The sequence below is a fragment of the Paractinoplanes durhamensis genome (genome assembly GCF_016862175.1).
Lineage (GTDB): Bacteria > Actinomycetota > Actinomycetes > Mycobacteriales > Micromonosporaceae > Actinoplanes > Actinoplanes durhamensis.
The window spans coordinates 13,058-36,351 of sequence record NZ_BOML01000012.1 but is presented as its reverse complement, the minus strand read 5'-3'; the positions used below and the strand labels follow the sequence as shown (position 1 = coordinate 36,351).

Below are 23,294 nucleotides of genomic sequence, written 5' to 3'. Positions count from 1 at the left end.
CAGCATGGTTAGCGCAGGCGACGGAGCGCAATGGCTCACTCGCGGAAAGTATTCAGACCAGGGCGGCGGCCGGTGCCTCGCGGTCGGTGCGGGCGCCGCGCCGGGTCGCGCCGATGCCGGCCACGACCACCAGGGCGACACCCACGGCGCCGAGCGGATCCGGGATCTGGTGCAGGCCGACCACGCCGATCAGCAGCGCGAACGCCGGCTCCAGAGCCATCAGGGTGCCGAACGAGGCCGTCGTCAGCCTGCGCAGGGCGAGCATTTCCATGCCGTACGCGATGAGAAGCAGGCCGCCGAGCAGAAATCCGCGCAGAAGCTGACCGCCGGTCAGTTCGGCCAGCACCGACGGGGACACGGTCAACGTCGCCACCAGGGCCGCCACCGGCATCGACACGGCCAGGCCCTTGATCCCGTCGATCTGGTCGCCGACCCGCTGGGTCAGCACGATGTAGGCCCCCCAGCAGACGCCCGCCCCCAGCGCGAACACGACGCCGAGCGGGTCGGCGTGCCCCTGCCACGGCGTGGTCAGCAGCAGCACCCCGGCCCCGGCCAGCACCGGCCACATCAGGTTGCGGCGATTCTGGGCGACCGCCACCCCGAGCGGGCCCAGGAACTCGATGGCGCTCGCCGTGCCCAGCGGCAGCCGCCCGACCGCCGCCATGAACAGCACGGTCGCGCCGGCCGTCGCCACCCCGAGCAGCGCCGCCGCCCGCAGGTTGCGCGCCCCGAAATCACGCAGCCGCGGCCGGATCAGCAGCAGGAGCAGCAGACCGGCCCAGGACAGGCGCAGCCACGCGGCGCCCTCGGCGCCGATCTCGCCGATCAGGCCGACGCTCGCGGCGATGCTCGCCTGCACGGTCAGCATCGCGGCCACGGCCAGTGCGGTTCCCCTCGTCATACCCCTGTTCTACGGCCGGCGGATTGTTCGTGTCCACGTGCCGATGCTGGACATACCGTTCGGCGATTCCGAACAATGATCGGATGGAAACCCGCAGGCTGCGGTTACTCGTCCAGCTGGCCCGGCTCGGGTCGATGCGGGCGGTCGCCGAGGAGATGGGGCTCACCACCTCGACCGTGTCGCAGCAGCTCGCCATCCTGGCCCGCGACGTCGGCGCCGACCTGGTCGAACCGGACGGCCGCCGGGTCCGGCTCACCCCCGCCGGGCGTCGCCTCGCCGCCCACGGCGTGACCATCCTGGCCGCCGTCGAGGCCGCCCGGGTCGACCTCGACCCGGATGCCTCCCCGGCCGGGGAGTTGCTGGTCTGCGGGTTCGCCACCGCGATCCGGCGCTCGCTGCTGCCGGTGCAGGCGCGGCTGGCCCGTGACCATCCCGGGGTGCGGCTGCTGATCCACGAACACGAGCCGGCCGAGGCGTTCGCCCTGCTCGACACCGACGACATGGATCTCGCCCTCACCTACGACTACAACCTGGCGCCGGTGAGCTTCCCCGGCCGCTACGACAGCCGGCCGCTGTGGCGGGCCCGCTGGGGGCTGGCCGTGCCGGCCGGCATGCCGCTGCCGGACGCCTGGGCGCAGGACTGGATCGTCAACTCCCGCAACACCGCCGACGAGCGGGTCGCCCGCACCCTGGCCGCATTGAACGGCCACAGCGCGCGGATCGTGCACCGCTGCGACAGCCTCGAGCTGGTGCAGGACCTGATCGTGGCCGGCCTCGGCGTCGGGCTGCTGCCGAGCGGCCTCGCCGTACGCCCCGGGATCGACGTGCTCGACCTGGCCGCGCCCGAGGTGGAGATCCGGGCGTACGCCATAACTCGCCGCGGCCGCGCCGCCTGGCCGCCGCTCGCCCTGGTTCTGGGCCTGCTTGACTCAAGCCCCGCGGCGGAAGGCCGATAGGCCGGCCATGCGTTTCCTTCCGGCCGCGGCCGCCCTCGTCCTGCTCGTCCCGGGGACGGCCCACGCCGCCCCGGCCGGCACCACGAAGACCATGCGCTACGCGGCGTCGTCGGCGAGCATCGCCAACCCCGGGCGCGGCTTCTTCACCTACACCGAAACGCACCTCGCGGCCGGCACCGCCTTCGCCTGCTCGTTCGCGCCCGGCAAGCCGGTCACCCTGACGGTGGCGTTCAAGGCCCCGGCCAAGCCCGGCTCGTACGCGTTGTCGCTGGCCCTGCCCGACCCGTCGGTCCGGCTGGCGGCCACCCCCGCCTACGCGATCCAGCTGGCCAACGCCGGCGTGTGGAACGCCGGCGTCAACCGCCTCGGCGTCAGCTTGCGGGTTTCGTAGCCGCGTCCACCGCGGCCCGCACCTTGCCGGCACCGGCCGGGGTGCCGATCGGGTCCTCGAAGGTGCCGTAGGGCGGCCCGTACGCGGGCTGCCCCGGCTCGACCCGCCAGCTCTCGCTGAGCGGCCCGACGTCGACGGCGTCGTAGCCGATCGCGGTCAGGAACGCGGCCGCGGCCTTCTTGGCCTCGCCGTCGTCGCCCGCGATGGTCAGGGCGGTCCGGTCCGGGTCGCCCTGCGGCCGGGCGAGGTTGCCGAGGTGCTTGAAGAAGATGTTGTTGAACACCTTGACGACCTTGGCCGTCCCGAGGTGCTGCTGCTCCAGCTCGGCACTGGTCAGCTTGCCCTCGACGAGCTCGGCGACCTGGCCGTCCCGCTCCGGGTAGTAGTTGTCGGTGTCCAGCACGACCTTGCCGGCCAGCTCGGCCACCGGCAGCTTGGCGTGCGCATGGAACGGCACGCTGACCACCACGATGTCCCCCGCCGCCGCGGCCTCGGCGGCGGTGGCCGCCCGCGCCTTGGGCCCCAGCTCGGCGACCAGGTCGGCGAGCGTCTCCGGCCCGCGCGAGTTGCTCACCACGACGTCATAGCCACCGTTGACCGCCAGCCGCGCCACGGTCCCGCCGATCAACCCACTTCCGATGATTCCCACAGTCGTCATGTCCGGCGACAACACCCGGCCGTACCCGATCATTTCGGGACGACGCCTTTCGTGACACTGCATACTTCGCACGCGAAATACGTGCTTTCCGCCGCCGTCCGGGCTATCCGGCGAGCAGGGTTCCGGTGGTCAGGTCGACGAAGAGCGGGGCGTAGTTGACGCAGCCGACGGCCAGCAGGTCGCCGGTGATCGACATGGCGGACGGCTCCGGGGCCACGTGCTGCTTCCACAGCACGGTGCCGGTGGTGTCGAACGCGGTCAGGGTGCGGGCGGCCCGATCGGCCACCACCACCGCGTTGTCCTGGTGCCAGGCCAGGATCAGCGGCGCGTCGGTGGCGACCTGCCCGGTCCAGCGCACGTAGAGGTCACGGTCGTGCACCTCGAAGAAGCCGCCGTGGTGGGCCACCGCCAGGGTCTCGCCGGACGGCGACCAGGCCGCCGCGGTGATCGGCGGGAACCGCTGCGAGCGGGGCCGGCCGGGTTGCAGCAGCGGGCTGGTACGCCGCACCGTGCCGTCCTGATAGGCCGCGTGCAGCGTGTCGTCCGCTGCAGCATGCAGCGCCACACACTGCGACGGCCGGCCCAGAACCTGGGCATGCCGCACGACGGTGTCGACGTTCCACACGCTGACCGCGCCGTCGTCCCCCGCACAGGCCAGGAAGCGCCCTTCGGGCAGCCAGGCCATCGCGGCCGCCCCCGGCGCCGGGGACCGGACCGACAGCCACTGGACAGGCGGTTGGTCGAGCCGCAACTGCCACACCGTGATGCGGCCGTCCATCGACAGCGTGGCCAGCACATCGGCGGCCACGGGATGCCAGACGGCCGCGACCACGCGGTAGCGGTCACGGAGGCGGGTCAGCAACTGCGGACGCTCCGGGGAGTGAACAGTCCACAGTTTCAGGTCGCCGTTGGGAGCGGTCGTTGCGAGCAGGCGGCCATCGCCGCTGAAGGACGTCACAGAAGCTATGTGCGTGCTGATTTCGGTTCCTCAGATCACGAGCCGCCGCCACGGCAAATGGCCCCGAACGAGGTGCAAAGCCATATTCGAGGATGGATACCTCGTAAGCAAGACCCGGGCCAAAGAAATGTGCGCGAATGCTTACGCTGCGCCTATGGCAATAGCCGCCGGCTGGTCCGTCCTGGCCCTGCTCACCTGCTTGGGCTTCGTGGTCGACGCGTCCGTCACCGGCGGCCCGCACGCGCCACTCGCAGTGTTTGCGCTGGTCATCGTGGCCACCGCGGTGGGCCTGATAGGCGGGACGTTCGGAACCGTGGAGGGCCGGCGAGACGGACGCCCCGACTCGGCGCAGGTTTCGAGCCTGCTGGGCCGGGTCGGCAACGGCTGGCGGGCCGGCCTGATCGTCGCCACGGTGCTCGGCATCGGGATCCTGATCTCCGGGATCGCCCACGACCCGCCCGGCAACTCGGTGCGGACTCCCGACGGCGGCTACGCCCTCAAGTTCCGCAAGGGAAACCTGGTGCCGGTCACCGAGCCGGCATGGCGCGCCAACAGCCGGGCCGAACGCCGCGAACTGCTCGGCGGCGCGATCCTGCTCAACGCGTGGGGCGGAGCACTGTGCTGGGCCACCAAGCTGCGCGACGACGAGGAGGATCCGCTGTAGCGGAGATCAGCCCCGCGCTCCGCCCGGTGGCTGCGGCACCGGGGGTGACCAGCGACGGTGCCGGGCGAAGCGGCGGGGACTCATCCGACCCTCGTACTTATTGCTTGGTCTGATATTTCTCGAAGAAGACGACCTCTTCCAAGGGACGGCGTTTGGGCTGGGCCCAGCGGCCCTTGGCCGGGTAACCCAGTGGGATCAGGGCCATCGTCAGGGCGTCCTCGGGGAGGCCGAGCAGCTCGCGGACCTCGGCCTCGTGGGCCATGTAGAGGGTGGTCAGCGTGGTGCCGATGCCGTGTGCCCGGGCGGCCAGCAGCAGCTGCTGGACGGCGCCGTAGATGGACGAGCCCAGGCGCGGGTTCTGGGACTTCGCGGCGCCGAGCAGGACCGGGAAGATCCAGACGGGGGCCTCGGCGATGTGATTGGCCAAGTGGTCGCCGGCTCGGAAGGTTCGGGCGTCGCCGCTTGTCGGGTCGGCCAGGAGGCGGTCTCGGTTCACGCCGTAGCTCTTGTTCCAGCCCTCCAGGTAGAACTCGGCGATCTTCGCCTTCACCTCGGGGTCTCGGACGACGATCCACGCCCAGCGCTGGGTGTTGCCGCCGCTCGGGCCGCGCACGGCGGCGTCCAGCAGCTCTCGGATGACGTCGTCGCTGATCGGGTCGGGCGACAGGTAACGGCGGGCGGGGGTGCTGTGCAGGGCTTCCAGCACGCTGAGCGGTTCGGCCATGCGAACCAGCCTAGAGGGGTACGCAGCGGCGCCGGCCCCCGATGTCGGGAGCCGGCGCCGGATGAGGCTTGGGCTACTTCTTCTTCTTTTTGCCGCCGGTGGACGACTCGACCTTCGGGTACTTCGTGTTGAAGTCCTTGATGATCGGCAGGCCGACGTGGACCATGTCGCGGGTGCGGTGCACCACGTCCTCGGGGGTCAGGTGGTGCCGGGGCGCGGGCAGCTGGGAAGCGATCGTGCCGGTGAAGCTCAGCAGGTCGTGCACCGAGCCGGGGAACGTGCGGGCCATCTCGACCGCGGCCATCAGCTGTGACTGCGGGACGCCGGCGACGTACTCCCGCATGCCGGCCGACCAGGCGACCGGGTGCACCAGGTAGGCGGCCGGCAGGCCGCCGGGGCCGCCGATCGGGGTGAGGGCCGTGCGGCGGTCGACCGGGCCGGGCTTGTTGTTCAGCACCATGAAGAGTGCGCCCGCGCCGAACAGCACCAGCGGGATCAGGATGGCCGCGCCGGTGGCGACACCGGAGACGAGCAGGATCACGAACAGGACGGCCAGGATCATCGCGCCGGCCATGTATTCGCGGACGCCGTCGCGGGCGGCGCCCGCCTCGGCATCCGAGACACAGCGGCGGATCAAGCCTTCCAGGACCGGGTCGGTGGGTCGCCAGGCGTCGGCCCGGACCGGCATCTCGCGCATGGTCTGCGTCGGCATCGCTGGTCCTCTCTCATGCGGTGCGGGGTCGCCAGCGAGTATCGGCTGCCCGGGTGGGTGGGATGAGGATTCAGCCGGCCAGTGCCGCATACCTTCCGCCCGCGCCGAGCAGGGCGTCGTGCGTGCCGGACTCCAGCACCCGGCCGTGGTCGACGACCACGATCTGGTCGGCGTCGCGGATCGTCGACAGCCGGTGCGCGATCGTCACCGTGGTGCGGCCGCGGGCGAGCTCGTCGAAGGCGCGCTGCACGGCCCGCTCGGTCTCGTTGTCGAGGGCGCTGGTGGCCTCGTCGAGGACCAGGATGCGCGGGTCGCGCAGCAGGGTGCGGGCGATGGCGATGCGCTGCTTCTCACCGCCGGAGAACCGGTGCCCGCGCGACCCGACCATGGTGTCGTAACCGTCCGGCAGATCAACGATCCGGTCGTGGATCTGGGCCGCCCGCGCCGCCGCCTCAAGCTGCTCGTCGGTGGCGTCCGGACGGGCATAACGAAGATTTTCCCGTACGGTCGTGTGCAGCAGATACGTCTCCTGGCTGACCACGCCCACGATCGAGGCCAGGTCGGCGAGGGACAGGTCGCGCAGGTCGACACCGTCGATGGTGATCCGGCCCGCGGTCGGGTCGTAGAGACGGGCGATCAGGCTCGCCAGGGTGCTCTTGCCGGAGCCGGTCTCGCCCACCAGGGCCAGCGAGGTGCCTTCCGGCACGTCGAGGGTCACGCCGGCGATCGCGGCGGTCTCACTTCCCGGGTACGCGAAGGTGACGTCCTCGAAGCGCAGATGCCCCTTGGCCTGCAATCTGACCGGATTGGCGGGCTCCTTGACGTCGACCGACAGGTCCAGGTACTCGAAGATCCGGGCGAACAGGGCCAGCGAGCTGGTCAGCTGCACGCCGACGTTGAGCAGGCCCATCAGCGGCCGGAACAGGCCGGTCTGCAGGGCGGTGAAGGCGACCAGGGTGCCGATGCTCATCGTGCCCCGGGTGAAGGGCAGGCCCGCGGCCAGGTAGATGACGGCGGGAATGGCGGCGAAGACGATCGACATGGACGCCATCCGCCACCGGCCGGCCAGCTCACTGCGCAACTCGAGGTCGATGAGCCGGGTCGACGACCCGGTGAACCGTTCGATCAGGGCGGGCGCGGTGCCCATGGTCTTGGCCAGCTGGACGCCGCTGATCGACAGGCCCTCCTCGATCGTCACGTTCAGGTCGGCGAGCTCGCGCTGCCGCTGCGCGGTGATCTCCCGGCGCATCTGGGCGACCCGCCGGGACAGGTAGATCGCCGGCGGCAGCACGACCACCGACACCAGGGTGAGCTGCCAGGACAGCGCGGCCATCGCGACCACAGTGGCGACCGCGGTGGTCAGGTTGGACGCGACCGAGGTGGCGGTCGAGGTGACCACCGCCTCCATGCCGCCGATGTCGTTGGTGATGCGCGACTGCACCTCGCCGGTGCGGGTGCGGGTGAAGAACCCGATCGACTGGCGCTGCAGGTGGGTGAAGACGTCGACGCGCAGCCGGTGCATGACCTTCTGGCCGACGGCGGTGGAGATCCAGGTCTGGACGACGCCGAGGGCGGCGGTCACGGCGGCGACGGCGACCATGCCGATCACCAGCCAGACCAGCAGGCGCAGGTCGGCGTGCGGCAGCGCGTCGTCGATGACCGCGCGCAGCAGGAAGGGGGAGGCCATGCTGGTGATCGAGGACACCACGATGATCAGCACGACGATGGCCAGCGGCCATCGGTGGTCGGTGAAGAGGGCGCCGATGCGGCGCAGCGAGACCTCGCGGGCCTGCTTCTTCTCGGCCTGGGTGGGCTTGCGGCCGCGTTTCTGTGGGCTATCCAAGTTTGTCTCCTGTTCGTTGCCTCAATGCTGAGGTTACCTCATCTTGAGGTTAGAACAGGAATCGGTGTTAGCGTATTCCGCGTGGACGGCCGTGTGGACACCTCGGACTACGAGGAGAGCCTGTCGGAGGCGTTCTGGGCGGTGGCCCGGCGGTTGCGGCACCGGACCAGGGTGGCCCTGGAGCCCTGGGACCTCTCCCCCTCGCTGGCGCGTGCGCTCAGCGTGCTGGCCCGCCACGGTGACGTGCGGCTGAGCACCCTCGCCGATCATCTGCGGATCGCGCCGCGGACCGCCACCGAGGTCGCCGACGATCTGGCCCGGCTCGGTCTGGCCGCCCGCCATCCCGATCCCGATGATCGGCGGGCCACGCTGTTGTCGCTGACCCCGGACGGCGTTGATACCGCGCAGTCCATCCGGGCCGCCCGGCAGTCGTCCGGCGACGAGTTCTTCGAGGCGTTGAGCCCGGACGACCGGACCGCTTTGTCCGGAATTCTCGCGAAATTACGGGACAACTAGGCTTTTCGCCGTGCCAGCAGGGTCACGAACGCCGCCGCGGCCGCCGCGCACAGGATCGTGAAGGTCAAGGCGGACGGTACGACCATCGGGGTGACCCGGTCCAGGATGCCCAGCACCAGCAGAGCCGTCACGCAGACCGCGAGGACCACGGTCGACAGGTACGCCAGGACGCCGGTGGACGGCGCCGCAGCCGGCTCGATGCCGCCGGCCGGGATGCGCAGCGACTCGGCGAACTCGTCGGTGATCCGCACCAGCGACTCGGCGTCGACGATCCGCCTCTCGGCCGCGGCGATCCGGCGCAACTCCCCCTCGGCGCGTTCGTGCCCCGGTTCGAGCGCGACGGCCCGCCCGTGCGCCTCGCGGGCGCTCAGCGGCCGGCCCGCGGCGAACAGGGCGACCCCGTGCGCGACGTGCAGATCGGCGTCGTAGTAGGCGTACTCGGCGCCGGCGGACAGGACCCGCTCGGCCTCGGCCACCCGGCCGGTCGCGAGCAGCGCCCGGCCGTGCCGCTCGATCAGGCGCGGGTTGCCCGGGTCCTCGGTGCAGCCGGCCGAGGCGGCGGTGATCGCCATCTCGTGCCGCCCGGACGCGGTGTAGGCGGCGCTCACCCAGTACAGGGCCTCGACGCCGTGCGGTTCGAGGTGCAGGGCGTGCCGGGCCGCGTCGAGCGCCGGTCCGGGGTGCCGCAGTTCGAGGTGGGCGCGGGCCAGCAGCAGCCACGCCTCCACGTTGCCCGGCTCCTCGCCGACGACGGGGGCGAGCAGGGTCGCGGCCTGGTCGGCGCGGCCGCTGGTCAGCAGCGTGCCGGCCTGGTCGAGGAGGAGTTCGGTATGCACGTCCCGCACATTCGGCGGGGCGGGCGGCGACATGCGGGAGGTCCGGGTGCGCTCCGGTTGTCAAAGGAGAGTGGTCCAGTTCACTGCCCGGTTCCTCAACCGCCGGGTGCATCCGACCGATCCATGCGGTTGCAACCCAGGAGCGGAAGGAACCGCGATGAGCATGCGAATCGGGGGCGCCGGCAGCGCCCAGTGGGGATCCCACGTCGCCCGGATCCACCTGACCACCGACTACCGGCGGCTGTCCACCGACATGGTGGCCGGCGCGGACCAGCGGGTGATCGCGTCCGACAAGGCCGCGGTGGTGGAGAGCCGGCAGTACTACGCCCAGTTGCGGGGCAGCAACCGGTTCGACGTGACGGTCTGACCCTCTCCCCCTTCTCCCATCGAGCCGATAGAGTCACGGCCATGAATGAGGTGGCGTACGACGAACGGCGGCTCCGGCAGTGGCTGGCCGGGACGGCCCGCGGCTTCTCGCGGCGGGACTTCCTCGCGCTCAGCGCCGTGGCGGGTGCGGCGGCCGTGCTTCCGGGTGCGGCCCCGGCCGCCGCCGCGGCCGGCCCGATCGTCAAGCCACTGCCGCCGGAGCTGTTCACCGTGTTCGGGACCAACGCGGAGATGCGCTGGTCGGCGATGCGCGATCAGGGCTTCCACGTGCCGATCGACCGGTTCTTCGTCCGCAACCACACCAGCACGCCGGCCATCGACGCGGCGGCCTGGCGGCTCGAGGTGTTCGGGGCCGGCCTGCGCGGCGGGCCGGTCACGTTCAGCCTCGACGACCTCAAGCGGTTCCCGGCCGAGACGCACTCGGTGGCGGTGGAGTGCGCCGGCAACGGCCGCAGCTACTACACCAGCCAGCAGGGCCAGACGGTGAGCGGCACGGCCTGGAAGCTCGGCGCGGCCGGGGTGGCCCGGTGGCGCGGCGTGCGGCTCGGGCACGTGCTGCGCCGGGCCGGCCTCGCGCCGCACGCCGTGGACGTGCAGCCGGCGGGTCTCGACCCGAACTACGTGACCGGCGGCGTCGACCTCGGGCCGGTGCGCCGCCCGCTGCCGATCGGCAAGGCCCTCGACGACGTGCTGCTCGCCTACGAGATGAACGGCGAGCCGCTGCCGCCCGACCACGGCCACCCGGTCCGCCTGGTCGTGCCGCACTGGATCGGCATCGCCTCGATCAAGTGGGTGGGCCGGATCGAGGTGTCCGCCGAGCCGCTGTTCTCGCCGTGGAACACCCAGTTCTACCGGCTGTTCGGCCCGGACTTCCCGGCCGAGGGGCAGCCGTTCGACAGGCAGGTCGTCAAGAGCGCTTTCGAGCTCGACCCGGGCGCGACCTTCGCGGCCGGCGTGCGTACCACGCTCACCGGCCGGTCCTGGTCGGCCAACGGCCCGATCCGGCAGGTCGAGGTCAGCACGGACGGGGGTGCCCACTGGCGCCGGGCGCGGCCGGTCGGCCCGGCCGGCGGTGCCTGGCAGCGCTGGGAGACCGACTGGCGGCCGGCCGCCGGCGCGCACGAGCTGCTCGCCCGCGCCACCGACGTGTGCGGCGTCCGCCAGCCGGACGTGGCCCGCTACAACACCCTCGGCTACCTGTTCGACGCCGTGGTGCGGGTGCCGGTCACCGCCGCCTGATCCGCGGCGGTCTCGGCCAGGATGCTGTCGATCGCGGCCAGCATCTCCCGGGTGCGCGGCCGCAGCTCGGACAGGGGTTCCACGGCCGCGTCCAGGTCACCGGCGCGGGCCACCCGTTCCAGGCGATCGCACACCGCGGCCAGGTCGCGGGCGCCGAGGTTGGCGGCCACGCCCTTGAGCTGGTGGGCCTGCTCGTGCAGCCGGTCCGCGTCGTCCGTCGCGACCGCCTGGGCGATCTGCTCCACGTGGCCGGGTGTGCTCGCGCTCAGCCTTCGCAGCAGCCCGGCCAGCTCGGCCGGACCGAGCGCGGCTCCCGCCCCGCGCAGCAGGTCGAGCCGTTCCTCGATCTGCCGCCGGACGCCGGGGCGCGCCCAGGTCTCCAGGGCCGTGGCCACCCCGGCCGGCATCAGCGGCTTGGCGATGTGGTCGTCCATCCCGGCGGCGAGGCAGCGTTGCCGGTCCTCGGGCAGGGCGCCCGCGGTCATCGCGATGATCGGCACGTGCCGGTCGCCGGTCTCGGCCCGCCGGATCGCGGCGGTCGCCTCGTAGCCGTCCATCTCCGGCATCAGGCAGTCCATGAAGATCGCCTGATAGTCCTGGGCGGCGGCCATCCGGACCGCTTCCCGGCCGTCGCCGGCCACATCGGCGCTCCAGCCGAGGTTGCCGAGGATGCCGAGGGCGACGGTCTGGTTGATGTCGTTGTCCTCGACCAGCAGCACGTGCCCGCGGCCGGCCGGCACCTCGGCGACGTGCCGCGGCTGCGGTTCGACACCGTCGACCGGCGGCCACAGCGGCACCGTGAACCAGAACGTGCTGCCCTTGCCGGCCTCGCTGACCAGGCCGATCTCCCCGCCCATCACGCCGACCAGCTCCCGGCTGATGGCCAGGCCGAGCCCGGTGCCGCCGAACCGCCGGGTGGTGCTGGCGTCGGCCTGGATGAACGGCTCGAACAGGGCGGCCTGCTGGTCGGCGTCGATGCCGATGCCGGTGTCGGCCACCTCGAACCGCACCGGCATCCGGCCGTCGGGGACGTCACCCTCGGCGGGAGCCGCGGTGACGGTGACCCGGCCGCCCGCGGTGAACTTGACCGCGTTGCCGGCCAGGTTGAGCAGCACCTGCCGCAGCTTGCCCGGGTCGCCGCTGACCGGGCCGGCCAGATCGGGGTGGCAGCCGGCGATCACGATCAGCGACTTGGCGCCGGTGACGTCGCCGACCAGCGCGACCACCTCGTCGAGCAGCCGCCCGATCTCGAAGTTCGCCCGCTCCGGGACGACCTTGCCCGCCTCCAGCTTGGAGAAGTCGAGGACGTCGTTGATCACCGCCAGCAGGGCGACCCCGGCGTTGTTGATGCCCTGCGCGTACCGGTGCTGGTTCTCCGCCAGGTCGGTCTCCAGCAGCAGGCCGCTCAGGCCGATGACGCCGTTCATCGGGGTCCGGATCTCGTGGCTCATCGAGGCCAGGAACTGCGACTTCAGCCGGGCGGTCTCGACCGCCTGGTCGCGGGCCTGGGCGAGGGCCTGTTCGGTCTGCCGGCGGGCGGTGATGTCCCGGGCGAACGCGTGGAAGGTGGACCGGTCGTCCCGGCGGACCCGCCACATGGTCAGCTCGATCGGCAGCACGGTGCCGTCGGCCCGGACCGCGTCCATCTCGGTCGGCCGGTCGAGGAGCCAGTCCCAGCGCCCCTCGAGGATCCGGTCGAGGGCGGCGCCGTAACGGCGGGGCAGGATCGTGTCCACCACGTGCCGGCCCAGCACCTGCTCCCGGGTCCAGCCGAAGACCTGCTCCGACTGCCGGTTCCACTCGGTGATCAGGCCGCGGTAGTCCATGCTGACGAACGGGTCGCTGGCCGCCGTCATGATCATTTGGAACTGTTCGCGCTCGAAGCGCAGCCGCTGCTCGGCCTCCACCTCGGCGGTGATGTCGTGCGAGATGGTCGAGGCCCCGACGATCACGCCACCCGGGTCGCGGATCGGCGCCATGCTCAGCGACACGTAGATGGTGGTGCCGTCCTGGCGTACCCGCCTGGTCTCGTGGTGTTTGACCAGTTCGCCGGAGCGGACCCGGGCCAGCAGCCGCCGCTCCTCGTCGGGCTTGTCGTCGGGCAGGATGACCGTGACGTCCCGGCCGATCATCTCCTCCGCGGTGTAGCCGTAGAGGCGGGCCGCGCCCGGATTCCAGGTGAGGATCGTGCCGTCCAGGGTCTTGGAGACGATCGCGTCGCTGGAGGCGGCCACGATCCCGGCCAGTTGCGCGTCCGACTGGGCCTGGGCGATCCGGTCGGTGACGTCCTGCACGGTGGCGAAGACGACGGTGCCGCCCTCGCCGTCCACCGCGGCCAGGCTGATCTCCACCGGGCATTCGGTGCCGTCGCCGCACAGCGCGGTCAGCCGCATCCCCTCGCCCATCTTCCGCGGTGCCGGGGCGGCCAGGTAGGCCCGCCGATGCGCCCGGTGCCGGTCCCGCTGGGCCGCCGGGATCAGCGTCTCGACCGGCATGCCGAGCAGCTCGTCGGGCCGGTAGTGGAACACCTGCGCGGCCCGCGCGTTGGCGAGCACGACGACACCCTCGGCATCGACGCAGATCATCGCCTCCGGCGAGGCGTCGAGCAGCGCCTTGAACTTGCTCTCGGCGATCCGCAACTGGGTGATCTCGCTGGTCACCCCACAGATGGCGTACGCCTCCCCGCCGTCGGAACGCATCGCGAAGACGGTCGTCACGAACGATCGGAGGCCGTGCTCGCCGGGCACCTCGTCCTCGAAGACGAGAGGTTCGGCCGAGTCCACCACGAGCCGGTCCCGGCGGGCGACCTCGGCCAGCTTCCGCCCGGTGTGGATCTCGGAGTCCAGGCGCCCGGCGGCGGTGCCCGGCTCGACGCCGTACAGCTGCTCGAACGCGGCGCTGGCCATCCGGTAGCGCCCGTCGAGCCCTTTGACGAAGAACGCCGTCGGCGTGTGTCGCATGATCGTTTCCAGCTGGGCCTGCCGGGCCGCCCGGCCACCGGTGGGCAGCAGCGCGGCCGCACCGGCGAGCACCGCGATGAAGGCCGCCGGCGAGTGCCCGGCGGCCGGCACCGCGAGCGCACCGGCGCTGATCGCGGCGGCCGCCCCGAGCACCGCGGCCCGGCGGCGGCCGGCGGTGAACAGCACGATCTGCGCGGCGGCCAGCAGCAGGAGCGACGGGAGCAGGCCGCCGGTCCCCTGATCGCCGGCCGACTGCCCGCCGTTCAACAGCCCATCAGGCGGGAGTCCGTCGGCCAGCAGAGCGCCGGCCAGGAGCACGGCGGCCAGGACGGGCAGGACGGCCGCGAACCGGCGGCGTGGCCCGCCGAGCCGCACGTGGCACATGGTTCCGGCGCCGAACAGCACCAGGCTGAGGCCGATCGCGGCCTGATCCGGCCCGGCGAAGACCGGCAGGGCCGCCCCGATCACCCCGGTCAGCACGCCCATCGACTGCGAGAAGATCATTGCGAGCCGGCACGCCGCCCGCTCGGCGGCTTCCGGGGCTGAAGACATATATCCGGAATATCATCTTGAAGGTCCGTTTGTGGCGGTAATTTCCTGGGTGAGCGATAGTCGTTCCTTGAGAGGGGTTGCTGTGGCGACCGTGCTTGTGGTCGACGATGTGGCGGCCAATCGGGAGCTCATGGCCATGCTGCTCGGATATCGCGGGCACGAGGTCATCGAGGCCTGCGACGGTGCCGACGCGCTGGCCCTGGCCCAGAGCCGGCACCCCGATGTGGTCGTCTCCGACGTCCTGATGCCCGGCATCGACGGCCTCGAGCTCGTCCACCGGCTACGCAGCGCCCCCGACGAGCAGGCCGCGCACGCGCCGGTCATCTTCTACACGGCCAACTACCTGGAGCCGGAGACCCGGCCGATCGCCGAGGCCTGGGGCGTCTCCCAGGTGGTGCTGCGCAGCGCCGACCCGCGCGAGCTGCTCGACGCGGTCGACGTGGCGCTGCGCAACGGCCCGGTCGAGATCACCCCGCGCCCGGCCGACGAGTTCGCCACCGTGCACGCCCGGGCGATCAACGCGACGCTGGTGGAGAAGGTCCGGGCGCTGCGGCACACCGAGGGCCGCTTCGAGGCGATGGCCGCGTCCTCCCCGGTCGGCATCGTCCTGCTGGACGCCCACGGCGACGCCACCTACGTCAACCCGCGGCTCACCGAGATCGTCGGCGAGCCGGCCGAGCGGCTGCTCGGCCGAGGCTGGCTGACCTGCCTCGACCCGGAGACCCACGACGAGGCCCTGGCCGTCGTGCACGCCGGCGCGGCCGAGGCGGTCGAGCACCGCTACCGCAACCGGATCACCCGCCCCGGCGACGACGCGCGCTGGCTGCGCGTGCACCTGCGGCCGATCCGCGACGCCGAGGCCGAGCTGTCCGGCGCGGTGGTGATGGTCGACGACATCACCGACGTGGTCGCGGCCGAGGAGCGGGCCGGCTGGGAGGTCCGGCAGCGTCAGGCCGAGGCCCGCCGCCGCGACGCCGAGCGCCTGGACAGCCTGCGCCGGATGGCCGGCGGCATGGCGCACGACTTCAACAACCTGCTCGGCGCGATGCTCGGCTTCCTGACCCTGGCGATCGAGCAGATCACCGAGGAGATGCAGGCCGGCCGGATCGGCTCGACCACCGGCGACGCCCTGCTGGACGACCTGGCCCAGGTCACCAAGGGCGGCGAACGGGCCACCAAGCTGACCGAGCAGCTCCTCGCGTTCGGCCGCCGCGAGATCAGCCAGCCGGAGCTGGTCGACCTGGACGCGTTCCTGGCCGAAGCGGCCCCCGCCCTCGCCGAGGCGGCCGGCCGGAACATCAAGCTGGACGTGCGGCCGGGCGAGGTTCCCGCGGTGCGGATCGACCCCCGGCTTCTCGAACGCCTGCTGCACATCGTGATCGCCAACGCCCGCGACGCGATGCCGGACGGTGGCACCATCACGGTCACCAACGGCCGTTCCCCGCACGGGCAGGCCACCATCTGCGTCGCCGACAACGGCCGGGGCATGTCGCCGGAGGTGCTCGCCCGCGCGTTCGAGCCGTTCTACTCGACCAAGGCGGGCAGCCGCACGGCCGGGCTGGGCCTGGCCACCGCGCAGGGGGTGGTGAGCCAGGCCGGCGGCGACATCACCCTCGACTCCGCGGTGGGCCGGGGCACCCAGGTGCTGATCCGGCTGCCGGCCGCGGAGAGCCCCGACGCCCGCCCGCGGGAGCCGGCCGCATCGACCGCGCCGGCCGTGCCCGCTCCCCCGGTGCCGCCCGCCGCCAACGGCGACCTGACCGTGCTGCTGGTCGACGACGAGAAGGACCTGCGCGAGGTGACCGCCCGGTTCATCGCCAAGGCCGGCTACCGGGTGCTGACCGCGGCCGGCGGCGCCGAGGCCCTGCAGGCCGCCGAGCAGCACACCGGCCCGATCCACTGCCTGGTCACCGACGTGGTGATGCCCGGCATGGACGGCCGCCAGCTCGCCCACCGCTTCCTCAGCGACCGCCCCGACACCAAGGTCATTTTCATTTCCGGGTACGCCGAGGCCCTCATCGACGACGAGGGCCGCTCGCTGGAACCGGGCCGCATGATCCTGGCCAAGCCGTTCAGCAGCGCCGACCTCACCGGGGCGCTGAAGGCGGCCCTGACCGGATGAGCGCCCCGAGCAACGCCTCGACCGTGCCGACGTAGGCGGCGTTGTCGACGCCGTCGTCCCACACGGTCTGCACGAGCAGCCCCTGGTAGACGGCGATCAGCACCCGGGCCAGCGCGTCCGGGTCGAGCCCCGGCGCGAGCGGCAGCGTCCGCAGCACCGCCGCCACCGCGGCGCGCGGGTCGTCGACGTTACGGCGGGACAGCTCCCGGATCCGCGGGTTGCGCACCGCCTCGGCCCAGATCTGCACCCCGAGCCGCAGCCGCGCGGCCGATTCGGGATCCCCCACCGACCGCAGATAGTCAAGATAGGCGGCGACCCGCTCGTCGACACCGCCGGTGGCGAAGATCTGCCGCTGGTCGTGCCATTCGCCGACGATCGCCGCGATCACGTCGTCCTTGCCGGCGAAATACCGGTAGACCAGCCCCGCGCTGATCCCCGACTCCCGCACGATGTCCTGCATGGACGTCCGGTGAAAGCCGTCCCGCGCGAAGCAGGCCGCCGCCGCGTCGAGAATCTGCCGCCGCCGGGCGGCCAGGTACGCCGCACTGACCTTGGGCACTACTGGATCTCCGCCTCGGCCACCCGGTAGAAGGTGGCCGCCTCTTCACGTCGCCCGAGCGGCAGCAGATAGCGGTCGGCCGCGTCCCGGGTGGACATGTCGAGAGCGAGCCGCATGCCCCGCTCGGCGAGATAGCCGCCCAGGCGCGCCGGGTCGAACCCGAACGTCCACGGCTCCCCGGCCCGCTTGACCGCCTCCGGCCACGGCCCCCGCGTCGATCACCCCGTCGAGAACCCGCCTGTCGACATAGGTGAGCACGAGCCGGCTGCCGGTGGCGGTCAGGTCGGCGAGCCGCCGCAGGGTGGCGTCGACGGCCGCCTCGGTGAGGTAGTTGGTGACCCCTTCCCACACCACCACCGTCGGCTCCAGCGCCGCGAACCCGTTGCGCAGCAACGCTTCCCCAAGATCTTCAACCAGCAGATCCACGGGTACGAACGTGACGTGCCCCCGCCGCTCGGGCCGCACCGCCCCGCGGATCAGCCGCCGCTTGACCGCCTGGGTGGCCGGGTGGTCCGCCTCGAAGACCGCCACCCGCGACATCCCCGGCAGCCGATAGGCCCGGCTGTCGTAGCCCGCCCCCAGAAGGAGAACCTGCCGCGCTCCCCCGCGCAGGGCCGCGACCACCAGATCGTCGATGAGCCGGGTGCGCGCGACCGCCGAGGGCCGCGGCCCCGGCCATCGGGAGTCGATGAACCGGGACAGTCGCAGCCCGACCGGCCGGACCCGCGCGGCCCGGGCCAGCCAGCGATAACCGCCGCTCAGGAACCGGACGGCCAGGGGGTCGTCGAAGACCCGGTCGTGCCCGCGCGCCGTCTCCAGCGCGCGGAACAACGCCACCTGCTGCGCGGTCCGGCTGGCCTTGTTCTGCACGCCGCCCACGATAATGAACGAGCGTCCATTTTTCTAGGCCGCGTTTTTCAGGCGGCCGGCCCGACCGGCACGTCCCCGCGCAGCGTGATCCGGTGCATGACCCGGCGCTGGTCGCCGTAGTCGCGGTTCGCATAGTGCGAGGTGCTCCGGTTGTCCCACATCGCCACGTCGCCCGGGCGCCACCGGTGCCGCACGATGTGCTCCGGCTTGGTGAGGTGGGCGTAGAGCAGGTCGAGGATGCCCCGGCTCTCGAACTCGGACACCCCGACGATGTGCGAGGTGAAGCCCGGGTTCACGAAGATCCCCGGCCGCCCGGTCTCCGGATGCACCCGGACGACCGGATGCTCGACCGGCGTCAGCTGGGTGACCACCTCGCCGTCCCACTCATTGCCCTTGCCGCCACGCCGCTGCGCCAGGTAATACCCGAACTCCCGGTTCCCGTCGTGCACCGCGGTGAGCTGGTCGGCCAGCCGCCGCACCGGCGCGGACAGCGACTCGTAGGCCAGCTGCGCATCGGCCCACTGGGTGTCCCCGCCGGACGGTGGCAGCACCACCGCGCGCAGGATCGACCCGAGCGGCGGCCGCTTCATGAACGTCACGTCGGTGTGCCACACGTCGGCGAACCCGTTGTCGGCGCTGTCCAGGGCGTACACCTCGGGGTGGGCCGCGTCGACGCCGCCGACCACCGGGTGCGAGGCGGTGAGCTCGCCGATCCGGCGCCCGAGCGCGACCTGCCCGTCGTCGTCGAGCAGCTGGTCGCGGAAGAAGAGGACCTTCCGGTCGACCAGCGCGGCCCGGACGTCGGCGAGCACCGCGTCGGACGCGCCGGCCAGGTCGACACCGTGCACGATGGCGCCGAAGTGCGGGCCGAGCGGTTCGAGTTCCTTCATGCGAGCACTCCCTCTGGATGTCGGACCGCGGCGCCGACCTGGGCGCGGGCCGCGGCGAAGGCGGGCAGGCCACGCAGCTCGTCCGGGTCGATCCCGGTGCGCGGCAGCTCGATCGGCAGGTCGAGGGCGACCCGGCCGGGCCGGGGCGTGAGGACCACGACCCGGCTGCCGAGGAAGACCGCCTCGTCCACGCTGTGCGTCACGAACACGCAGGTCCGGCCGGTCTCGGCACTGACCCGGCGCAGGTCCTCCTGCAGGCGTTCGCGGGTGAGCGCGTCCAGCGCCGCGAACGGCTCGTCGAGCAGCAGCAGCGGGTTGTCGACCGCGAGCGCCCGGGCGATGGCGACCCGCTGCTGCTGGCCGCCGGAGATCTGCCAGGTGCGCCGGTGCGCGACGTCGTGCAGTCCGACCCGGGCCAGCAGCCCTTCGACCCGCTCCCGGCCGTAGGGCTGGCCGGCGTAGCGCAGGGCCAGCGCGACGTTGCCACCGACGGTCCGCCACGGGAACAGCCGCGGCTGCTGGAAGACCAGACCGGCCCCGCGGCCGGGCACCGGGCGAACGCCCGCGGCCAGCACCGAACCGGCCGTGGGCTGTTCGAAGCCGGCGATCAGCCGCAGGAGCGTGCTCTTGCCGCAGCCGGACGCCCCGACCAGGACGAGGAACTCCCCGGCCGGCACGTTGAGCGAGACCGGCCCGACCGCGGTGACGTCGCCATAGGTGTGCGTCACCGCGTCCAGGACGACCGCGTCAGCTTCGCTATCCGAGGGCACTGGGCAGCCCCTTCACGTAGATGGCCTTCTGCACGTCGGCCAGCGACGGGACCGCGTCGATCTTCTGCTGGCCCTTGAGGAACTCGGCCGCGCTGACCAGGTTGTCGGCGAGCTTGCCGACGCTGCCCTCGGTGCCGAGCCACTCCGGCGAGGCGATGTCGGCCGGCTTGAGGAAGACGCCCTGCGACAGCTGCGACTGGGCCTCCTCCGGCGACAGGTTGAGCTCGACGGCGATCGCCTTGGACGCGGCGGCCGGGTCGGACGCGATCAGGTTGAGGGCCTGCGACTCGACCTTGCGCCACGCGTCGACCGCGTCCGGGTGGGCCTGCGCGAACGCTGACGACACCACGCCGAGGTCGAGGGTGGGCTTGCCGGCCGTGGCCAGTTCGCGGCTGCTGATCAGCACCTTGCCGGTCTTCTTGATCTCGGCGAGCGACGGCAGCCAGGTGTAGGCGGCGTCGATGTCACCGCGGGTCCAGGCCGCCTGGATGTCCTGCGGCTCCAGGTCGACGATGGTGAGATCGGACTCCTTGAGCCCGGCCTTGTCCAGCGCGGCGAGCAGGCTGTAGTGCGCGGTCGAGGCGAACGGCGTGGCCACCTTCTTGCCGCGCAGCCCGGCCACGTCGTTGACGCCGCTGCCGTTGCGGGCGACCAGGGCCTCGTTGTCACCGGCCACGTCGAGGACGAACGCGACCTGGTAGGGGATGTTCAGCGGCGCCGACAGCCCGCGGGCCACCGGCGACGAGCCGATCGCCGCGATGTCGATGCTCTTGGCGACGAAGGCGGTGTTGATGCTGGCCCCGGAGTCGAACTTGGTCCAGGTGATCTTGTAGTCCGGCAGCGCCTTCTCGAGCAGCCCCTGGTTCTTGACCACCAGGTCACCACTGGGGAAGGCCTGGTAGGCGAGCCGGATCGTCTTGTCCGAGGCCGCGGCGCCGCCACCACCGCCGGCGGCGCCGTTACCGCAGCCGGCCAGAAGCGCAACGGCGGCCAGCGAGGCAAGAATCTTCTTCATCGAGTGTCGGTTCCTTAATCTTCGGGGGTCGGGGAAGTCTTCAGGGGCCGGCGAGCATCAGGCACGACCGCGCCACGGGATGAGCCGCTTCTCGGCGACCTGCAGCAGGGCGTCGATGAGCAGGCCGGACAGGCCGATGGCGAACAGTCCGAGCACGACGACGTCGGTCTGCGAGTAGCGCTGGGCGTCGCGGACCATGCCGCCGATGCCGGGTACGCCGTTGATCGTCTCGGCGGCGACCACGGACGAGTAGGCGACACCCACCGCGATGCGTACGCCGGTGAAGATCTCCGGAAGCGCGTGCGGCAGCACGACGTCGCGCACCGCCTGCCACTTGTTGGCGCCGAGCGCCCGGGACGCCTCGACGAGCCCGGTGGGCGCACCGAGCACGGCCGACGCGGTGGCCACGGCGACCGGCGGCAGCGCGGCGATCGACAGCAGCCACAGCTTGGGCGTCTCGTCGATGCCGAACCAGATGATGAACAGGCTGAAGTAGGCCAGCGGCGGCAACGCCCGGATGAACGTCACGACCGGCTCGGTCACCACCCGGATCCAGGTCACGGTGCCCATCACGAGCCCGAGCACGAGTCCACCCACGACGCCGATGACCGAACCGATCAAAATCCGCCGAAGGCTCACGCCGAGGTGCTCGATGAGCAGATGCCCGCTGTAACCCCGTACACCGTCATGCACGCTCGAGGTGACGATCAGCTGATGCCAGACCGCGCCGGGCGAGGGAATGAAGGTCGGGTTGTTCATCGTGCGCGCCGTGATCTCCCACAGGGCGTACAGCACGACCAGCGCGACCAGCCGCAGAAGGATGCGGCGCTTGCGCCGCGGCGGGGCGAGAGCGGTGGTCGCGCCCGGCGTCGCGGTGACGGGTCGTGTTTCCAGCGAGGTGGACAAAGGGTCACTCCAGGTGGGAACGCTGCGGCAAGGCCTAATTCCTATATTGCCCATCGGTTTTAGGCAAGGGTGCGTCCCGACAGCTGGACATCGACCACCGGCACCGGATTGATTACGCCTGCTATTCAATGCCGATCGGAGATCAGTATTGGACAGCGCCGGTCGGCCGCACGCATGCTGGCGGCATGACGACTGCGCACGACGAACCCACCGGCATCGCCGCTCGCGGCACCCTCCTGGTCGCCGCCGGCCGGGGCGAGACGGAGGCGGCCTACGAGCGATTCGGCCGCCGCATCGCCGCCGACGGCTACCGGGTACGGGTCCTGCCGGACGTCACCGCCGACCTGCCCGCAAGCTTCGCCGAGGCCGAGAAACTCCTGGTCGACGACGCCCTGCCCGGCCCGAAGGTGCTGGTCGGCTCGGACACCGGCGCCCTGTTCGCCCTGGCCCTGGCGGCCCGCCGCCCCACCGGCCTGGACGCCCTGATCCTGGCCGGCCTCCCGATCGCCGCACCCACCAGCGCCGACGGACCCGCCGTGAACCTGCTGGGCTGGGAGGCCGAGGTCGACGCCCGCACCGCCTGCCCCAACCACCAGCGCGTGCTGGGCGGCGGCGCGGCCACTCCCGGCGCTCTCCTGTCGGCCCAAATTCCTACCGCGCTGATCGGCCACGAAGGTAATGTGCACGTACCGTCGCTCGGCCTGCACGGCGACGCCGACCCGATCAGCCCGCTCGCCGAGGCCCGCCCGCACTACCCCGGCACGCTGGTCACGATCGCCGGCGGGCGGCACGACATCCTCAACGACGTCACCCACCGCACGGTCGCCGCCACCATCGTCGTGTTCCTGGAACGCCTGCGCCTCGGCGCCGACCTGCCGGTGATCGCCCAGGTCCAGCCGTGACCCGCTACGTCGTCATCGGAGCCGGCGCCCTCGGTGCCTCCCTCGCCGCCGAGCTGCACCGGGCCGGCGTGGAGACGCTGCTGGTGGCCCGCGGCGCACACTTGGCCGCCCTGCGCGCCGACGGCCTGCGCTACCTCCGCCCCGACGGCGAGCACAGGCTGCACCTGCCGGCCGTAGCCGGCCCCGCCGAGGCCGACCTGACCGAGGACGACGTACTGCTGCTGACCACCAAGACCCAGGACACCGCGGCCGCGGTCGCCGCCTGGGCCTGGCAGCCGGTGAAACGCGCCGACGGCAGCACCGGCACCGCCGGCACCGACCTGCCGATCGTGACCCTGCAGAACGGCCTGGCGAACGAGCGGATCGCGCTCCGCTCGTTCGACCGGGTCATCGGCGGCGTGGTGTGGATCCCGGCCCTGCACCTGGAGCCGGGCGTGGTGGCCAACCGCGGCGCCCCCGAACCGGCCGTGGTGTGGCTGGGCGGCTACCCGGCCGGCGCCGACGGTTCGGCCATCGCCAACGACCTGCGCCGGGGCGGCCTGACCGTGCACGTGGTCGCCGACATCACCGCCCACAAGGCCGCCAAGCTGCTGGGCAACCTGGTGAACGGCCTGGACGCGCTCTACCCCGAGGGCCCGCTGCGCACCGCCGCCCTGACCGCGCTGCGCGAGGAGGCCCGGTCGGTCTACGCGGCCGCCGGCATCACCCCCGCGACCCCCGACCACAGCGGCTTCGGGACGGCCGAGATCCCCGGCTACGAGCGGACCGGCAACTCGACCTGGCAGAGCCTGGCCCGCCAGGTGTCCTCCGAGATCGACTACCTGAGCGGCGAGATCGTCCTGCTCGGCCGCCTGCACGGCGTGGCGGCCCCGCACAACGACGCGATCCGCCGCCGCCTGCACCGAGCGGCAGCCGAGGGCACCGCGGCGGGCTCGCTGGGCGAGTCGGACCTGGCCGCGACCC

The 23,294-nt window shown here is 72.2% G+C and carries 22 protein-coding genes and 1 pseudogene; 9 read left to right on the top strand and 14 right to left on the bottom strand.

Translation table 11 applies throughout. The features are described 5' to 3' along the window. Positions 1 to 52: 52 nt before the first annotated feature. Entirely contained in the window at positions 53 to 901 is an 849-nt protein-coding gene (locus tag Adu01nite_RS05955) for an EamA family transporter (RefSeq protein WP_203725505.1), read from the bottom strand. A gap of 83 nt (positions 902 to 984) precedes the next feature. Between Adu01nite_RS05955 and Adu01nite_RS05950 the strand changes: the two genes are divergently transcribed. Beyond that, on the top strand, positions 985 to 1,857 hold the full coding sequence (locus tag Adu01nite_RS05950; RefSeq protein ID WP_203725504.1) for a LysR family transcriptional regulator: 873 nt from the start codon (positions 985 to 987) through the stop codon (positions 1,855 to 1,857). A 7-nt stretch (positions 1,858 to 1,864) separates the two neighbouring features. After that, entirely contained in the window at positions 1,865 to 2,248 is a 384-nt protein-coding gene (locus Adu01nite_RS05945; RefSeq protein WP_203725503.1) for a DUF4832 domain-containing protein, read from the top strand. On the opposite strand, the gene Adu01nite_RS05940 is transcribed toward Adu01nite_RS05945, so the two are convergent. Both Adu01nite_RS05940 and Adu01nite_RS05935 read right to left on the bottom strand, forming a co-directional pair. Beyond that, positions 2,229 to 2,906 (bottom strand): NADPH-dependent F420 reductase, encoded by a 678-nt coding sequence (locus tag Adu01nite_RS05940; RefSeq protein WP_203725502.1) that lies wholly within the window; start codon positions 2,904 to 2,906, stop codon positions 2,229 to 2,231. The two genes, Adu01nite_RS05945 and Adu01nite_RS05940, sit on opposite strands and share 20 nt — an antisense overlap. Before the next feature lie 103 nt (positions 2,907 to 3,009). After that, a complete protein-coding gene (locus Adu01nite_RS05935; RefSeq protein ID WP_203725501.1) occupies positions 3,010 to 3,768 on the bottom strand; it encodes a WD40 repeat domain-containing protein in 759 nt (252 codons plus the stop codon). A gap of 250 nt (positions 3,769 to 4,018) precedes the next feature. On the opposite strand from Adu01nite_RS05935, the gene Adu01nite_RS05930 reads away from it, so the two are divergent. Beyond that, positions 4,019 to 4,528: a hypothetical protein gene (locus tag Adu01nite_RS05930; RefSeq protein ID WP_203725500.1), complete on the top strand. Its 510-nt coding sequence runs from the start codon at positions 4,019 to 4,021 to the stop codon at positions 4,526 to 4,528. 97 nt (positions 4,529 to 4,625) lie between these two features. Here Adu01nite_RS05930 and Adu01nite_RS05925 read toward each other — a convergent pair whose 3' ends face one another. The 3 genes from Adu01nite_RS05925 to Adu01nite_RS05915 form a co-directional block, all read right to left on the bottom strand. After that, positions 4,626 to 5,252, bottom strand: coding sequence for a nitroreductase family protein (locus Adu01nite_RS05925; RefSeq protein ID WP_203725499.1), 627 nt, complete (start codon positions 5,250 to 5,252; stop codon positions 4,626 to 4,628). A gap of 73 nt (positions 5,253 to 5,325) precedes the next feature. Next, complete coding sequence (locus Adu01nite_RS05920; RefSeq protein ID WP_203725498.1) at positions 5,326 to 5,964, bottom strand: hypothetical protein; 639 nt, start codon at positions 5,962 to 5,964, stop codon at positions 5,326 to 5,328. A 70-nt stretch (positions 5,965 to 6,034) separates the two neighbouring features. Then, positions 6,035 to 7,807 carry an ABC transporter ATP-binding protein gene (locus Adu01nite_RS05915; RefSeq protein WP_203725497.1) on the bottom strand — a complete coding sequence of 591 codons (1,773 nt, stop codon included), beginning with the start codon at positions 7,805 to 7,807 and terminating at the stop codon, positions 6,035 to 6,037. Between the two features lie 81 nt (positions 7,808 to 7,888). Here Adu01nite_RS05915 and Adu01nite_RS05910 point away from each other — a divergent pair, with 81 nt between their 5' ends. Further along, entirely contained in the window at positions 7,889 to 8,323 is a 435-nt protein-coding gene (locus Adu01nite_RS05910) for a MarR family winged helix-turn-helix transcriptional regulator (RefSeq protein WP_239132165.1), read from the top strand. Here Adu01nite_RS05910 and Adu01nite_RS05905 read toward each other — a convergent pair. Beyond that, a complete protein-coding gene (locus tag Adu01nite_RS05905; RefSeq protein WP_203725495.1) occupies positions 8,320 to 9,159 on the bottom strand; it encodes a tetratricopeptide repeat protein in 840 nt (279 codons plus the stop codon). The genes Adu01nite_RS05910 and Adu01nite_RS05905 overlap by 4 nt on opposite strands. 157 nt (positions 9,160 to 9,316) lie before the next feature. Between Adu01nite_RS05905 and Adu01nite_RS05900 the strand changes: the two genes are divergently transcribed. Then, positions 9,317 to 9,526 carry a hypothetical protein gene (locus Adu01nite_RS05900; protein ID WP_203725494.1) on the top strand — a complete coding sequence of 70 codons (210 nt, stop codon included), beginning with the start codon at positions 9,317 to 9,319 and terminating at the stop codon, positions 9,524 to 9,526. Positions 9,527 to 9,567: 41 nt separating this feature from the next. Beyond that, positions 9,568 to 10,785 (top strand): sulfite oxidase, encoded by a 1,218-nt coding sequence (locus tag Adu01nite_RS05895; protein ID WP_203725493.1) that lies wholly within the window; start codon positions 9,568 to 9,570, stop codon positions 10,783 to 10,785. Here the strand turns inward: Adu01nite_RS05895 and Adu01nite_RS05890 are convergent. Continuing rightward, on the bottom strand, positions 10,740 to 14,297 hold the full coding sequence (locus Adu01nite_RS05890) for a PAS domain-containing hybrid sensor histidine kinase/response regulator (RefSeq protein ID WP_203725492.1): 3,558 nt from the start codon (positions 14,295 to 14,297) through the stop codon (positions 10,740 to 10,742). The two genes, Adu01nite_RS05895 and Adu01nite_RS05890, sit on opposite strands and share 46 nt — an antisense overlap. Positions 14,298 to 14,379: 82 nt before the next feature. Between Adu01nite_RS05890 and Adu01nite_RS05885 the strand changes: the two genes are divergently transcribed. Further along, positions 14,380 to 16,419, top strand: a complete 2,040-nt coding sequence (locus tag Adu01nite_RS05885; protein ID WP_203725491.1) for an ATP-binding response regulator — start codon at positions 14,380 to 14,382, stop codon at positions 16,417 to 16,419. Here Adu01nite_RS05885 and Adu01nite_RS05880 read toward each other — a convergent pair. The 6 genes from Adu01nite_RS05880 to Adu01nite_RS05855 are packed head-to-tail and all read right to left on the bottom strand — an operon-like array spanning position 16,385 to position 21,429. Then, on the bottom strand, positions 16,385 to 16,978 hold the full coding sequence (locus Adu01nite_RS05880) for a TetR/AcrR family transcriptional regulator (protein WP_203725490.1): 594 nt from the start codon (positions 16,976 to 16,978) through the stop codon (positions 16,385 to 16,387). The genes Adu01nite_RS05885 and Adu01nite_RS05880 overlap by 35 nt on opposite strands. Positions 16,979 to 17,023: 45 nt before the next feature. Beyond that, positions 17,024 to 17,848 carry a class I SAM-dependent methyltransferase gene (locus tag Adu01nite_RS05875; RefSeq protein WP_203725489.1) on the bottom strand — a complete coding sequence of 275 codons (825 nt, stop codon included), beginning with the start codon at positions 17,846 to 17,848 and terminating at the stop codon, positions 17,024 to 17,026. A 47-nt stretch (positions 17,849 to 17,895) separates the two neighbouring features. Continuing rightward, positions 17,896 to 18,738, bottom strand: coding sequence for a TauD/TfdA dioxygenase family protein (locus tag Adu01nite_RS05870; protein ID WP_203725488.1), 843 nt, complete (start codon positions 18,736 to 18,738; stop codon positions 17,896 to 17,898). Then, a complete protein-coding gene (locus tag Adu01nite_RS05865) occupies positions 18,735 to 19,508 on the bottom strand; it encodes an ABC transporter ATP-binding protein (RefSeq protein WP_203725487.1) in 774 nt (257 codons plus the stop codon). The genes Adu01nite_RS05870 and Adu01nite_RS05865 overlap by 4 nt, the downstream gene beginning before the upstream one ends. Further along, a complete protein-coding gene (locus tag Adu01nite_RS05860; protein ID WP_203725486.1) occupies positions 19,495 to 20,523 on the bottom strand; it encodes a taurine ABC transporter substrate-binding protein in 1,029 nt (342 codons plus the stop codon). Before Adu01nite_RS05860 ends, Adu01nite_RS05865 begins: the two co-directional genes overlap by 14 nt. Before the next feature lie 57 nt (positions 20,524 to 20,580). Beyond that, positions 20,581 to 21,429, bottom strand: coding sequence for an ABC transporter permease (locus Adu01nite_RS05855; RefSeq protein ID WP_239132164.1), 849 nt, complete (start codon positions 21,427 to 21,429; stop codon positions 20,581 to 20,583). A gap of 185 nt (positions 21,430 to 21,614) precedes the next feature. Between Adu01nite_RS05855 and Adu01nite_RS05850 the strand changes: the two genes are divergently transcribed. Beyond that, positions 21,615 to 22,331 (top strand): alpha/beta hydrolase, encoded by a 717-nt coding sequence (locus Adu01nite_RS05850; RefSeq protein WP_203725484.1) that lies wholly within the window; start codon positions 21,615 to 21,617, stop codon positions 22,329 to 22,331. Continuing rightward, positions 22,328 to 23,221 (top strand): annotated as a pseudogene (locus Adu01nite_RS49080) (ketopantoate reductase family protein); the annotation flags it as partial. The gene Adu01nite_RS05850 and the pseudogene Adu01nite_RS49080, both read left to right, overlap by 4 nt. Positions 23,222 to 23,294: the final 73 nt, after the last annotated feature.